This window comes from Vibrio sp. 10N.247.311.13 (assembly GCF_041467595.1).
In the GTDB taxonomy this organism is placed as follows: domain Bacteria; phylum Pseudomonadota; class Gammaproteobacteria; order Enterobacterales; family Vibrionaceae; genus Vibrio; species Vibrio crassostreae_C.
The window spans coordinates 130,749-144,709 of the sequence record NZ_JBFSUX010000002.1 but is presented as its reverse complement, the minus strand read 5'-3'; the positions used below and the strand labels follow the sequence as shown (position 1 = coordinate 144,709).

Sequence of the window (13,961 nt, the reverse complement as noted above, 5' to 3'; positions counted from 1 at the left end):
AATTCCAAAATGACGGAACACCACAACAGTGACCCTCGTCTCGACACGACTCGCGAAATTCGCGCACCTCATGGCACCACTTTGCGCGCTAAATCTTGGTTAACAGAAGCACCACTGCGTATGCTGATGAACAACCTAGACCCTGATGTGGCAGAACACCCACATGCACTGGTTGTGTATGGCGGTATTGGTCGTGCAGCACGTGATTGGAAATGTTACGACAAGATTGTTGAAGTATTAGAGCGTTTAGAGGACGACCAAACGTTACTTGTTCAATCCGGTAAACCTGTGGGCGTGTTCCCGACTCATAAAAACGCACCTCGCGTACTGATCGCTAACTCGAACCTTGTTCCACACTGGGCGAACTGGGAACACTTCAACGAGCTCGATAAAGAAGGCTTGATGATGTACGGCCAAATGACCGCGGGCAGCTGGATCTACATTGGTTCACAAGGCATCGTTCAAGGTACTTACGAAACCTTTGTCGCTATCGCGAAGAAGCACTTCCAAGGTGAAGTAAACGGCAAGTGGGTTCTAACGGGCGGTCTTGGTGGAATGGGCGGCGCTCAACCTCTTGCTGCAACGATGGCTGGCTTCTCAATGATCGCAGTGGAGTGTGATGAATCACGAATCGACTACCGCTTGCGTACTGGCTATGTAGACAAAAAAGCCACCAGCTTAGATGAAGCGATGGCAATGATTAAAGAGTCAGACACGCCAATCTCTGTTGGCTTATTAGGTAACGCCGCAGACGTCTTCCCAGAGTTAGTTGAACGCAATATCACACCTGATGTGGTGACTGACCAAACCTCTGCCCACGATCCTCTTAACGGCTACTTGCCGCAAGGTTGGACGATGGAGAAAGCCGCACAAGAGCGCTCCATTGATGAAGCAAAAGTGGTGAAAGCCGCTAAGCAATCTATGGCGATTCAAGTACAAGCGATGTTAGACCTGCAATACCGCGGCGCAGCGACCGTGGATTACGGTAATAACATTCGCCAAATGGCACTGGAAGAAAGCGTAGAAAACGCGTTTGATTTCCCAGGTTTCGTTCCGGCTTATATTCGACCTTTATTCTGCGAAGGTATTGGTCCTTTCCGTTGGGCGGCACTATCTGGTGACCCAGAAGACATCTACAAAACAGACCAAAAAGTAAAAGAACTGATTCCAGACAACCCACATCTACATAACTGGCTAGATATGGCGCGTGAACGCATTCAGTTCCAAGGCCTGCCAGCGCGTATTTGTTGGGTTGGCTTGAAAGATCGTGAACGCTTAGGCCAAGCATTCAATGAAATGGTGAAAAATGGCGAACTGAAAGCACCAGTTGTTATCGGTCGTGACCACCTAGATTCAGGTTCAGTAGCAAGCCCGAACCGCGAAACAGAAGGCATGATGGATGGATCAGATGCCGTATCAGATTGGCCTCTATTGAATGCCCTTCTGAACACAGCGGGCGGCGCAACTTGGGTTTCTTTGCACCACGGTGGTGGCGTTGGTATGGGCTTCTCGCAACACTCAGGAATGGTGATTTGTTGTGACGGCAGTGAAGATGCATCACAGCGTATTGCTCGTGTACTTCACAACGACCCAGCAACAGGCGTTATGCGTCATGCTGATGCGGGTTACGATATTGCCAAGCAGTGTGCTAAAGAGCAGAAGCTTGATTTGCCTATGCTAAACGAAGAACTTCGTCGCCTTTAATGTCTGGAGAAAACATGTTGAATTTATTACTTAAACCAGGACTTCTTGGCCTACCTGAACTGCGTAAGATTAGCCGTAGCCCTGTAAACTTATCACTTGACCCTGCAGCGATTCCTGATATTGAAGCGAGCATGCACGTTGTCGAGCAAGTGATTGCTGAAGATCGCACCGTGTATGGCATCAATACAGGTTTTGGCTTATTAGCGAATACCAAAATAGCCCCTGAAGATTTAGAAGTACTACAGAAAAGTATCGTGCTTTCTCACGCAGCAGGCATCGGTAAATTCATGTCTGATGAGACTGTACGTTTGATGATGGTACTTAAGATTAACAGCTTGTCTCGTGGTTACTCGGGTATCCGACTCAAGGTCATCAATGCTCTTATCGATCTAGTGAACGCACAAGTTTACCCGTGTGTACCACAAAAAGGATCGGTGGGTGCTTCTGGAGACCTCGCTCCCCTCGCCCACATGAGTACGGTACTGCTTGGTGAAGGCCAAGCACGTCACAACGGCAAAATCATCACGGGCTTAGAAGCAATGCAGATCGCAGGCTTGGAGCCAATCACACTTGCTCCGAAAGAAGGCTTAGCTCTGTTGAACGGCACACAAGCATCGACAGCCTTTGCATTAGAAGGTCTGTTCGCAGCTGAAGACTTGTTTGCGTCTGCAACCGTGTGTGGCGCGATGTCTGTTGAAGCCGCGCTGGGTAGTCGTCGTCCGTTTGACCCTCGAATTCATCGCGTTCGTGGTCATCGTGGTCAAATGGATGCCGCGCTTGCTTATCGCCATATGCTTGATCAAAAGAGTGAGATTGGTGAATCACACACTTGCTGTGAAAAGGTTCAAGACCCTTACTCGTTGCGCTGTCAGCCTCAAGTGATGGGTGCCTGTTTACAGCAAATTCGTAATTCAGCAGAAACGTTAAACGTTGAAGCGAACTCGGTATCGGATAACCCACTGGTATTTGCTGAAGACGGCGACATTATTTCAGGTGGTAACTTCCACGCAGAACCTGTGGCAATGGCAGCGGATAACCTAGCACTTGCGATTGCAGAAATTGGTAGCCTTTCTGAACGAAGAATGGCACTGCTGATTGATAGCGCACTAAGCAAACTTCCACCTTTCTTAGTCGATAACGGCGGCGTTAACTCAGGCTTTATGATTGCTCAAGTAACGTCTGCTGCTCTGGCAAGCGAGAATAAAACACTGGCACACCCAGCTTCAGTAGACAGCCTTCCAACATCGGCAAACCAAGAAGATCATGTATCTATGGCAACCTTTGCGGGTCGTCGACTGCGTGACATGGCAGAAAACACCCGTGGCATCTTGGCTGTTGAATACTTAGCAGCAGCACAAGGCTTGGATTTTAGAGCACCAAATCTCTCTTCTCCTCGAGTAGAAGAAGCAAAACAGATACTGCGCGAGAAAGTCAGCTTCTACGACAAAGACCGTTACTTCTCACCTGATATCGAGCAAGCAAATCTACTGCTCAAATTATCAGTGCATAACCATCTAATGCCAGAAGGCCTACTGTGTAGCTTCTAAGGTTTGGCGAAATAGCACGTCATATAAACAGGGGCTATTGATTAGCCCTTGTTGCATTGAATCCAAGCCCCTATTCCCCTCAAAATCGTCACATACCATCCAACGTATTTATCTAATTGACTGATATATAAGCAAAGTTAACTGGATAGACCATTAGATCGAAGTTAGTTAGCTATAATCCACCCCAGATTTGATGACTAATAGCGATACTATGTTTCTGACACCTTACTTTTCTACTAAAGACAATCAATTTCAATTCACTCGTGAACAAGCTAGCCACTTTGCTAAAAAAGTAGCTGCTGACTTCAACCCAATTCACGATGAAGACAACAAGCGCTTCTGCGTGCCTGGCGATCTTTTGTTTGCAGTTCTTCTGCAGAAAGAAGGCATCAGCCAAAAAATGCGTTTTGATTTTTCAGGTATGGTTGGTAACGGTATTGCGTTAAGCGTTGACAACAAGTGTGAAAAAGAGAGCTCACTTATCGATGCAAATGGTAAAGAGTACCTACACATGTCTTGTGAAGGTGAGAAGAGCCATGATCAAGCATTCATCGAGCACGTAGTAACAAACTACGTTAAGTTCTCTGGCATGAACTTCCCACACATCATGGTTCCTCTTATGGAAGAACAACAAATGATGATCAACTGCCAACGTCCTCTAGTGATTTACGAGAGCATGGAAGTTGAATTTACTCGCCTAGACCTGTCTCACCCAGAAGTTGAATTCTCTGGCGCGACTTTTGATGTTGAAGGAAAACGTGGCATCGTGACCCTGAACTTCGATTTCAAAGAAGACGGCGAAGTAGTAGGTAAAGGCGTGAAGCGTATGGTAGCAAGTGGCCTTAAGCCATACGACCAAGCTTCTGTAGACGACCTAGTAAACCGCTTCAACGAACGCAAAGAGATGTTTCTAGCTCAGTTCACAGCAGCTGCTTAATCAGCTCTAGAACAAGATCAATAAAGCCCAGCTTGATAATCTCAAGCTGGGCTTTTTTATTTCGATTACTAAGCCAGCACTCAAATCATCACTAAATCCAGCGTCTAACCTTTTGTTTGTAATCAACATATTCTGCGCCGAATAATTGTTCTAGTGCTCGCTCTTCGGGTTTGATTTGGAAGTAATTCATGTAGATTACGAAGCCAAAGCTAAGTAGTACACTGAAGATATTCTGGAAGAAGTAGCCAAAGCAAAATAGCAGGATGAACAACCCTAAGTACATTGGGTTTCGCGTGTAGCCAAAAATTCCACTGTCCACGACGGCTGAAGCGGTTTCTACTTTGATCGGGTTAACGGTGGTTTTCTGTTTTCGAAATTCCAATATGCCGGATATTCCGATCACACCACTCAATGTGACTCCGATTCCTAACACAATCATTCCATAAGGCAATGCCAGTGTCCCTTGGCTCAACTGTTGAGCGCAGAAGTATGATGCTACGAATACAATAATGAACAGTGCAACTGGTGGTACTTTTAATTCTAGAAATTTCATACTTTTCCTTATTAACATTCCTTTGTTAGTTTAGAAAAAAGCCCAGCAATTGCTGGGCTAAATGTATTAGAGAATTTTTGCTAGCGCCTGTAATGGGTGAGCAAGCTTCTCACCTTCAAAACGCTTCACTTGGCTGCGGCAAGAATAGCCCGTCACCAAGCAACGATCTTTTGGTAAGTCCTGCATTTGAGGCTTCCAGCTTAAACCATATATGTCTTTCGACATTTGTAGCTTATCGACTTCGTGGCCGAAAGTTCCCGCCATACCACAACAGCCGACAGGAACGCTGGTTAACGCCGCCCCAAAGTGTTTGAAGATAGTACCCCACTCTTTTTCAGCGTTCGGCATTTTGGTTTTCTCAGCACAGTGAGCAAACAAGTACCACATATCTTCACTTGCTGAGCGTGCTTCGAACTCACCTAGCGATGGCATTAACCATTCATGCACAGTAAGTACATCAAAGTCGCCGCGCTTGTCACCTAAGATCTCGACGTATTCATCGCGGTAACAAAGCACAAGAGCAGGATCAACACCGACCAAAGGAATTCCGATATCCGCCACCATCGACAAGAAATCCGAAGTCGATTTCGCCTCACGTGCAAAACGATTTAAGAAGCCCTTGATGTGCAACGCTTTACCATTCGGTTTGAACGGCAGCAGTACCGGAGTTTTGCCAAGTTTTTGAGCCAGAGTGACGAAGTCTTCAATCACCTCGGCATCATAGAAGCTGGTAAACGGGTCTTGAACGATCAGCACATGCTGTTTCTTCTGTTCAGAAGACAAGCCTTCTAAATACTGTAAATCGAAGAGTTGCAGCTCTTTACTCGCTAGACGATTTTTGAGCGTAGGCACCGACATCAATGGTGCATCAACATAACCGACCGTTTTAGCTGTTGCCGTTTGGATCCACTTTTGACCCAATGCAGCGTTGACTACTTTTGGCGCTTTCGCCATCAGCGGCAGCATGGTTTCAATGTTGGCAACTAGATAATCTTTTGCAGGGCGCTGGTAACGCGAGTAGTAGATGTTCAAGAATCGAGAACGGAAACTTGGTACATCGACTTTGATCGGACATTGACTCGCACACGCTTTACACGCCAAACAACCGTTCATCGCCTCATGAACTTCATGCGAGAAATCGTACTCATGGCGTTTGTTCATCGTATTGCGAACACGCTCAATCATAGTCTTAACGGGTGTGTTGTCTTTCAACGCTTCTTGCTCAAGGTCGAGAATATCAACGCCTTGTTCAGTCAGTTGACGCAACCACTCTCTTACCAAGCCTGCGCGGCCTTTGGGTGAGTGACGTCGGTCAGCCGTAACTTTCATTGAAGGACACATTGGCGAGCTAGTATCGTAGTTGAAACACAAGCCGTTACCGTTACATTCCATTGCTTGCTTGAAGCTGTCACGAACTTGTACGTCGATCTGACGGTCGTAGAAACCACGCTTGGTATCGGTGACTTTCACCAATTCAGCGTCACTTTCTAAAGGCGTACAGATCTTGCCTGGGTTCATCTTGTTGTGCGGGTCGAATGCTGCTTTAATACGTCTTAATTCGGTAAACAGCTCTTCACCAAAGAAGTCTGGGCCATACTCAGAACGGAAACCTTTACCGTGCTCGCCCCACATTAAACCGCCGTATTTCGCCACCAGCTTAACCACTTCATCAGAGACTTCATGCATCAATGCTTCTTGCATCGGGTCACACAGATCCAATGCTGGACGAACGTGTAATACGCCCGCGTCAACGTGACCAAACATGCCGTAATTCAACTCTTTTGAATCGAGTAACACTCTAAATTCAGAGATGAAATCCGCGAGGTTTTCTGGTGGTACACAAGTATCTTCAGCAAAAGCGACTGGCTTAGCTCGGCCTTTCGCCGCACCTAACAGACCCACTGCTTTCTTACGCATGTTGTAGATTCGGCCAATGCTCGCCAAATCGCTACAAACTTGAAAACCAATCACGCCGGCTTCTTCGCTTTCAACCATGGTTTCAAGGCGTGCAGTCAGCGCTTGAACTTGCTGTTCAACTTCCGCTTCATCTTGGCCTGCAAACTCAACCATGTTGATGCCAAGCATCTCTTTGTTCGGAACATCAGTCAGCAAATCGCTCACGGTGTGCCAAACGATGTCTTGCTTCGCTAGGTTCAATACTCTTGAATCTACCGTTTCAACAGACAGTGCTTTCGCTTCCACCATGAACGGCGCATTACGCAGCGCAGAATCAAACGTGTTGTATTTCACGTTAACCAGTGTGCGCGCTTTTGGAATCTTGGTTAGGTTTAACTTTGCTTCCGTGATGAATGCTAAAGAACCTTCAGCGCCACATAGAACGCGAGTTAGGTCAAAGCTGTCATCTTGTTCGTTGATTGCATTCTTTAGGTCATAGCCTGTTAAGAAGCGATTCAGCGGAGGAAATTTATCTAAGATTTGAGCGCGTTTGTCTCGACAAACCGCCTCTGTCACCGCAAGTGCATGGTGAGCGAATTCACCCTCTACAGGTAAGCCGTGTGATAAATCAGACTCTAGACATGAACCATCTGCGAACACCGCTTGCAGCGACAATACATGGTCAGACGTTTTGCCGTACTTCAATGACCCTTGGCCCGAAGCATCGGTATTGATCATGCCACCCAAGGTTGCTCGGTTACTGGTAGAAAGGTCTGGAGAGAAAAAGTAACCATAAGGGCGAACAGCGTCGTTCAATTGATCTTTAACGACACCAGACTGAACTCTTACCCAGCCCTCTTTCTCGTTAATCTCAAGAACCTTATTCATGTATCGCGACAGGTCAACCACGACACCTTTTGTTAAAGATTGTCCGTTGGTTCCGGTACCGCCGCCACGAGGGGAAAAAGTCACGCGTTCGTAAGCGGATTTAGAAACCACTTTACCGATAAGCACAACGTCTTGCGTTGTTTTAGGAAGGATGACCGCCTGCGGCAATTGCTGATAGACACTATTATCAGTCGCCACAGCCAAACGGCTAGAATATTGAGATTCAATGTCGCCAGTAAAGCCCGCTGTTTTTAGTTCATCTAAAAAGCGTACGACAACTGGATCGACATCAGCATTGAGTTGAAGTCTTGGTAACATTTGCTTCCTGCCCCTACTTCGCTGATCCTATCAGCATTGGGTTATCTGAGATTTATAATAATTTTCTTTGAATTTCGTCACTTTACTACTATTAAGATCATATAAAAAGGTGATCAAATCAGAATCTCAGTGCAAGAATGGAGAAATAGTCACTTTCGTCTTAATTCAGTAACAATATACTGAATAACATTTTGTTTAAGACATCTCCACGAGCACATCACAATGAAAAAAAACAAAACAGTCACAACTGAAGATATCCTTCTTAAACTATGCCAATCAGTCTCAAGCGTACTGACTTCAGCGACGGCTTCTCAGGTGTCCTATTCAGCCATGGTTCAAAAGATCAACAAGACAAGCCTAAAGCCAGATTTTGGTTGCTTCGTTCTGTTTGACGGCGGCTTTTCTGGTCTCGTTGTTATTAATTTTACGTCCAAAGCAGCGCTAGAGATCTACACCAATTACATGCGCAATATGGGCATGCCTGAAAACGAGCTTGCTGTGCTTCATACTTCAGACGAAGTGGGTGATGTATTGGGTGAGTTGATGAACCAATTAGTTGGCGATTTCACCAATAAAATCCGCAAAGAGCTGCAAACCAACATCACACAAAACCAACCGAAAATGCTGGCTCTGAACAAGCAAGTTAACCTTTCTGTTGATACCAATCTCGACCGTCCACAAGCTCGTCGTGTGACCTTCTCTACCGCTAATAACAACATCTTCTACCTTGAGCTTGCGATGGATAAGACTGAGTTCATTCAATTAGAAGAATTTGAAATCGCAGAAGACGAATGTCCAGATAGCATTCTTGAGGCGACTCAGAAAAAAATGCAAGAAGCGAACAAGCCAGCTCAAAGCTCTGGCAATGATTCTGCGGCAGATCTACTCGATGAACTGGGTATCTAGTTTACGAATGCTCTAGACATATTGAAAAAACGTGTCACTAACGCCATCAATACGCTTGATGGCGTTTTTGTTTTTACCGCCAACTGGGCTCATGCAGTTCAATGTTCACCGCCTTCCTTGTTCATCAAACCAGTTTTGCCTTTCTGTTACCCGCGAAAACATGTAAAATGTTGGACTTTTAAAAATTTGCGGTACTGATTAAATTGTCGATGGATAAGAAAAAAGCCCTAAAGAAAATTGCCAAGTGTCTTGAGCTTGGAAATTCTGCGAACGTCAATGAAGCTGCCAATGCGATAAAAATGGCGCATAACTTGATGCTGAAATATGGTCTCGAAAAAGACGATATTGAATTTATCAAGATGGGGAAAACTCAGTCCAGTCACCTGTTACCTGCAAATATCAGTTCTACACTGCTGCGTGTTATTCGCGGTATCAACACCAAATTTGGCGTAGAAGCCGTATTGCTGAATCATAAAGGCCTCAAGCGTGTTGAGTTCATTGGTGAAGCCGACCGCGCGATCTTCGCAGCGTTCGCTTTCGATATCATTTATCGTGAACTGAATGAACACACCGGCCAATTCAGAAATAGCTTTGCTGGCTCTGGCACAGGGTCCTTAGAAGTGACACGCCGCGTGAACTCGTTTGTTTCAGGCTGGGTTGAAGGTGCGCTTGAAAAGCTACCAACCATTACTCCCGACGACGAATCAAACAACAAGATCAATAACTACATTGATAAAGAATTCAAAAATATCGACCGTGAAACGTTCAAGCAGCAACTGAGAGAAGCGATGAAAAACCTCACCGCCGATTATGAAGTTGGTTTGAAGAAAGGTCGTAAATTGTCTGTTAATCGACCAGTTGGCGGTACCCAGGCAGCTAAAAAGATAACTAAATCATAGAGCCGATGCACATTGGCTTAGGGTATTGATAGTGATTACTTTAGTCGTATCACTCGCCGAAGAAGATACGACTTAATTGACAACCACATATCGTATTAGACTTAACTATGAGGTCCCATTGTTTATCGTGTCCAATTTTCCCCCCTTATCATTTCTTAGAGCTCTATTTCTAGCCCTCATCTTTTCCACGATACCGTTGTCCACCACACATTTCGTGCACGCAGCAAGCAGTGATGAATTTTCACTAGAATCACAACCTCAAGATCCAGTTTCTCAATACCAATTGGCTCAAGCTTATGAATCGGGTGTCGACGTTCCTGTTAGCACCAGTGATGCATTGTATTGGTACACGCAGTCAGCAGAAAACGGCAACCCAAACGCGCAATTTAGACTGGGTGAATGGTACTTGGCAGGTACAGGTGTTGAACAAAGTAACAAGCTTGCTTTGGAATGGTTTATTAAAGCGGCGTTGCAAGGTAACCAGCGCGCACCTATCGAGGTAGCAAAACTCTACGAATCCTCGCTAGAACAAGACCTCCTTCAACCATTAGATAAAGCGCAGCTATGGTATGAAGCAGCCTTAAAAGATAATCCACAAGCAGAAGAGGGCTACAACCGCATTTTGGAAGCACAATTCAACCAGCAACGTGCAAAACAGATCTCTTCAATAGAACAGCTCGATGACAGCATCGACTCTGAAATAGACACCAGTCAGGGGGTATCTAAGCACGTTCAATCTAACCAAGCATCACGCTCTAACCTCTCCAGTTCTAACCTAACTAGCTCTGACTATATGATTGGTGCTGCGTTGGCCGTGTTGATTTCAATCATCAGCATTATTGCGACGCTCGTTATCTCAAGAAAAAGACAAGCTCTAAAGTCGGGTGATTCGCGACAGCAACAACAATCACTTGAAGCGCAGCTTAGCTCGAAGGACCTTACGATTAAGCAGCAAAAACGCCAGCTGCACACTATGTTCCACGAATTGAAGAAGCAGAAAAACAGCAAAGGTCTGAGTAATTTGCAGGTGGCCTGCGCGCTATTTGGCTACACACCTAGCTCAATCCCCGACCAGAAAAGCATCAAGATCCGATACAAACAGCTATCAAAGATCTACCATCCAGATGGTCACGGATGTGACGAAGAAATGAAACGTTTGAACAATGCGCTAAAAACCATTTTACAAAATGTTACAAAACCGTAAACAAACACACATCTTCATTTTCCTAGATCTCAAAGATATCGATTTTATTGGTGTTGCAATCGATCCCCCTCTCAAAAACGGGTAACAAACTATTAACTAATGGGTCTTACTTGTGTCATAATTTGCGCCGAAAATACACCTGACTTAAACAGGTGAGGAGAGAATATGTTCACAATAGAAGGCGTTTGTGATTGGTGCAAAAAGCCAAGCCTAGTTAAAAAGCACGACTACCTAGATGGTAAGTGTCATCATGCATGTAACGAGTGCAATGATATTGCAACCATTGATGTTCGCCAGTTCAATATTGGTGAAATGGAAATGAGAGCAAAACTCTCCCAAGCGACATTGAGATAAACAACACCGTGAAATATAAGAAAGCGCCTAAGGCGCTTTTTTTGTGCCTGTGGTTTTAGATCTTCTTTCTTCTTTCTTCTTTGTTCTCTCTTCTATACCGGTATATACAGTACTTTTCTGCAAAAACCAGTGTATACACCTGTATAAAGCTCACATTTATTCAACTTATGATACAAAACAGCAGATTCATTCAAATTTAATTTATCGAATACTTTCAATGATTTAATCATTTACCATCCATAACCTCAGACGAAATCGTCCAATAATCCCGCAAAAAACGCTTGATCTTATAAGCAACTAAAACTACTGTATACACATACAGCATGTATATAAGGACAGCAAAATGATTCAAGCACACGTTAAAGCACAACACTCTAGCCCGCTAGTTCACTGCGCATTTACATCAGTTTCTCGTAAAAGCAAAAATTCAAACGAGGAAGCGTTGTTTGCAAGAATGGCGTTGCTGTCCAATCAACATCAGTGGTTACTGTTTACGGCTCAAACACCAAGACCATCGGCTAAGCAGCTTAAGCAACATAATGTTTGCTGCGACCGCGTTATTCATATGAAAGCCTCTCATCAAATGACTGAGGTAGAGACTGTCGAGAAAGCAATCCGCTCTAAGAATGCGAGCGCGATTGTTGCAAGTGCATCGATTGATCAGTTCAGCCAACAGTACCTAAGAACATTAGGGTTACGCTTTCAATGTGAAGTCTTCTTTATGGATGCAAATTCAGAGCGTATTCACTAAGCCACCTTGCTTAATAACATGTTGGCTTAATAACATTTTGGCTCAAAAACATGGTCCACAAACATAGCTTAATCTTTTAGCTAACAAACTTAATTTAACTTAAGAAACAATTCGCCAAAACACAGTCCAAACATACTGCCTTCCCCTGCCCTACAATTCGCCCATTTTTTGGCGGATTGTTAGGCGGGGGTTTTTATTTAAACAACAGATTTAGCAATCGTTTGCTTTTTCTCTGGAAGCAAATAGTAGATTGGGTATAATGCCCGTCTAATCATGTGCACACCGCACTTCTCTGTATGACGTTTGATAAAAGATAGGAATGTCTAAATGAGCCTTGCTGATCAAGTTCTTGCCGTAAATGATGACCTACCAATCCGTACTGATAAACCTGTCCACAGTGGCAAGGTTCGTTCGGTCTACTGGTTAACTGAAGAAGATAGCCAACGACTAATTAAAGAGAAAGGCTATGATGTAGCACCAGATGCGCCTTTAGCAATCATGGTGATCAGTGACCGTATCTCTGCATTTGATTGTATCTGGCGTGGTGAAGGGAATCTTAAAGGTGTTCCAGGTAAGGGAGCGGCTCTGAATGCTATCTCTAACCACTGGTTCAAATTGTTTAAAGACAACGGACTTGCTGACAGTCATATTCTTGATATCCCTCACCCGTTCGTATGGATTGTACAAAAAGCTCGCCCAGTCATGATCGAAGCGATTTGTCGTCAATACATCACTGGTTCAATGTGGCGTGCATACGCAAACGGCGAACGTGAATTCTGTGGTATCGAGATGCCTGAAGGCCTTGAGAAAGACAAGAAGTTGCCTGAGCTACTGATCACGCCTTCAACAAAAGGGATTCTGAAAGGTATTCCTGGCGTTCCAGAAGCTGACGATGTGAACATCACACGCAACAACATCGAAGATAACTTCGCAGCATTCAACTTTACTCATGCAAGCGACATCGCGCATTACGAAAAACTTCTTAAAGAAGGCTTCAACGTAATCAGCCAAGCGCTAGCAAAAGTAGACCAAACCTTTGTTGATACCAAATTTGAGTTTGGCTACGTCAACGATGCTCAAGGCAAAGAAAAGCTTATCTACATGGACGAAGTCGGTACTCCAGATTCATCTCGCATTTGGGATACTCAGGAATATAACAACGGCAACATCGTTGAGAATTCAAAAGAAGGCTTCCGTCAGTTCTTGCTTAACTACTTCCCTGATGCCGACATTCTTTTGAATAAAGAGCGTATGCCAGAACGTGAAGCATTGGCTCGTGACAATGAACTTCCACTGGATTCACTAATGTCTCTGTCTCGCACTTACCTTGATATCGCAGCGAAAATCACAGGTGCGGAGATCGTACTGAGCGAAAATCCGAAGCAAGAGATCATCGATGTACTGCGCGCTGACTATGGTCTAATCGACTAGTCGCTTAATCTCAAAATAAAAAGCTCGAAAGCTGATAAGCTCGTAGACTCAAGTTTTAGATACTAAAAGGGCCTCAATATTTGAGGCCCTTTTTACGTGTACGTTTTTACTATTCCTCGAGAGAGATTATAGGCGAGCTGAAGTTACAGCTTAATCGTGAACTCTTCTCCAGAATTACCCGCAATCACTAAATGACTGCGCGATTCAATATACTCGATCTGCTCTTCTTCAAGTGAATATGGCATCACCACTTTGAGCTCATTGATCCCTTCCAGCTTAGCGAGCTTGAGTAAGGTAACAATGTTGGACTCATCACTTTTACGCGTCGACATTGATTTCAATGCCATCTGCCATAAACGATCCTCTGGGGTGCCCAACTCTTTAATGCTATCTCGCCAGACGGTACTGAACACTGGCGCAATTGTGGTGAGTGCTTCCAGAAAAGTCCATTTTTTACTGCATGAGGCGCCAAGAAATGTTGTGTAATCGAACTCTACACGCGTCTCTTCCTGTTTATCCATGATGTCCCCCGACACTTTGGCAACACAATATACTCAATATCTATCAACTCTT

General features: G+C 44.7%; 11 protein-coding genes and 2 pseudogenes. 10 read left to right on the top strand and 3 right to left on the bottom strand.

All coding sequences use genetic code 11. The features are described from left to right. Positions 1-9 precede the first annotated feature (9 nt). From hutU to AB6E52_RS01685, 3 genes are all read left to right on the top strand, one after another. Positions 10-1,704 carry a urocanate hydratase gene (gene hutU / locus AB6E52_RS01695; RefSeq protein ID WP_102320506.1) on the top strand — a complete coding sequence of 565 codons (1,695 nt, stop codon included), beginning with the start codon at positions 10-12 and terminating at the stop codon, positions 1,702-1,704. Positions 1,705-1,718: 14 nt separating this feature from the next. Then, positions 1,719-3,251, top strand: a complete 1,533-nt coding sequence (gene hutH / locus AB6E52_RS01690) for a histidine ammonia-lyase (protein WP_102320505.1) — start codon at positions 1,719-1,721, stop codon at positions 3,249-3,251. Positions 3,252-3,462: 211 nt separating this feature from the next. Continuing rightward, a complete protein-coding gene (locus AB6E52_RS01685) occupies positions 3,463-4,188 on the top strand; it encodes a DUF3581 domain-containing protein (protein ID WP_017070238.1) in 726 nt (241 codons plus the stop codon). Positions 4,189-4,279: 91 nt separating this feature from the next. Here the strand turns inward: AB6E52_RS01685 and AB6E52_RS01680 are convergent, their stop codons facing one another. Continuing rightward, entirely contained in the window at positions 4,280-4,741 is a 462-nt protein-coding gene (locus AB6E52_RS01680; RefSeq protein ID WP_017066183.1) for an isoprenylcysteine carboxylmethyltransferase family protein, read from the bottom strand. A gap of 66 nt (positions 4,742-4,807) precedes the next feature. After that, positions 4,808-7,843, bottom strand: a complete 3,036-nt coding sequence (locus tag AB6E52_RS01675; RefSeq protein WP_102320504.1) for an FAD-binding and (Fe-S)-binding domain-containing protein — start codon at positions 7,841-7,843, stop codon at positions 4,808-4,810. A gap of 222 nt (positions 7,844-8,065) precedes the next feature. Between AB6E52_RS01675 and AB6E52_RS01670 the strand changes: the two genes are divergently transcribed. The 7 genes and pseudogenes from AB6E52_RS01670 to AB6E52_RS01640 all read left to right on the top strand — a co-directional run bounded on the left by AB6E52_RS01670 (position 8,066) and on the right by AB6E52_RS01640 (position 13,388). Then, complete coding sequence (locus AB6E52_RS01670) at positions 8,066-8,749, top strand: DUF3334 family protein (protein WP_017059770.1); 684 nt, start codon at positions 8,066-8,068, stop codon at positions 8,747-8,749. A gap of 209 nt (positions 8,750-8,958) precedes the next feature. Then, positions 8,959-9,648, top strand: coding sequence for a DUF2786 domain-containing protein (locus AB6E52_RS01665; protein ID WP_017059769.1), 690 nt, complete (start codon positions 8,959-8,961; stop codon positions 9,646-9,648). Between the two features lie 118 nt (positions 9,649-9,766). Further along, positions 9,767-10,334: pseudogene (locus tag AB6E52_RS01660) on the top strand (tetratricopeptide repeat protein); the annotation flags it as partial. Between the two features lie 80 nt (positions 10,335-10,414). Beyond that, positions 10,415-10,852 (top strand): annotated as a pseudogene (locus tag AB6E52_RS01655) (hypothetical protein); the annotation flags it as partial. A gap of 165 nt (positions 10,853-11,017) precedes the next feature. Continuing rightward, complete coding sequence (locus AB6E52_RS01650) at positions 11,018-11,206, top strand: hypothetical protein (protein ID WP_017059767.1); 189 nt, start codon at positions 11,018-11,020, stop codon at positions 11,204-11,206. A gap of 343 nt (positions 11,207-11,549) precedes the next feature. Next, the gene (locus tag AB6E52_RS01645; protein WP_017055178.1) at positions 11,550-11,957 is read left to right on the top strand and encodes a SulA-like leucine-rich domain-containing protein; all 408 of its coding nucleotides are present in this window, start codon (positions 11,550-11,552) and stop codon (positions 11,955-11,957) included. Between the two features lie 327 nt (positions 11,958-12,284). After that, positions 12,285-13,388, top strand: coding sequence for a phosphoribosylaminoimidazolesuccinocarboxamide synthase (locus AB6E52_RS01640; protein ID WP_102320502.1), 1,104 nt, complete (start codon positions 12,285-12,287; stop codon positions 13,386-13,388). Between the two features lie 143 nt (positions 13,389-13,531). On the opposite strand, the gene AB6E52_RS01635 is transcribed toward AB6E52_RS01640, so the two are convergent. After that, positions 13,532-13,909 carry a hypothetical protein gene (locus AB6E52_RS01635; RefSeq protein WP_017059766.1) on the bottom strand — a complete coding sequence of 126 codons (378 nt, stop codon included), beginning with the start codon at positions 13,907-13,909 and terminating at the stop codon, positions 13,532-13,534. Between the last annotated feature and the right edge of the window lie 52 nt (positions 13,910-13,961).

What these genes read in the sequence shown, in the direction of transcription:
- AB6E52_RS01650 (WP_017059767.1), top strand. Translation starts at nt 11,018, where the DNA reads ATGTTCACAATAGAAGGCGTTTGTGATTGGTGCAAAAAGCCAAGCCTA.
- AB6E52_RS01640 (WP_102320502.1), top strand. Translation starts at nt 12,285, where the DNA reads ATGAGCCTTGCTGATCAAGTTCTTGCCGTAAATGATGACCTACCAATC.
- hutH (WP_102320505.1), top strand. Translation starts at nt 1,719, where the DNA reads ATGTTGAATTTATTACTTAAACCAGGACTTCTTGGCCTACCTGAACTG.
- hutU (WP_102320506.1), top strand. Translation starts at nt 10, where the DNA reads ATGACGGAACACCACAACAGTGACCCTCGTCTCGACACGACTCGCGAA.
- AB6E52_RS01680 (WP_017066183.1), bottom strand. Translation starts at nt 4,741, where the DNA reads ATGAAATTTCTAGAATTAAAAGTACCACCAGTTGCACTGTTCATTATT.
- AB6E52_RS01675 (WP_102320504.1), bottom strand. Translation starts at nt 7,843, where the DNA reads ATGTTACCAAGACTTCAACTCAATGCTGATGTCGATCCAGTTGTCGTA.
- AB6E52_RS01645 (WP_017055178.1), top strand. Translation starts at nt 11,550, where the DNA reads ATGATTCAAGCACACGTTAAAGCACAACACTCTAGCCCGCTAGTTCAC.
- AB6E52_RS01635 (WP_017059766.1), bottom strand. Translation starts at nt 13,909, where the DNA reads ATGGATAAACAGGAAGAGACGCGTGTAGAGTTCGATTACACAACATTT.
- AB6E52_RS01670 (WP_017059770.1), top strand. Translation starts at nt 8,066, where the DNA reads ATGAAAAAAAACAAAACAGTCACAACTGAAGATATCCTTCTTAAACTA.
- AB6E52_RS01685 (WP_017070238.1), top strand. Translation starts at nt 3,463, where the DNA reads ATGTTTCTGACACCTTACTTTTCTACTAAAGACAATCAATTTCAATTC.
- AB6E52_RS01665 (WP_017059769.1), top strand. Translation starts at nt 8,959, where the DNA reads ATGGATAAGAAAAAAGCCCTAAAGAAAATTGCCAAGTGTCTTGAGCTT.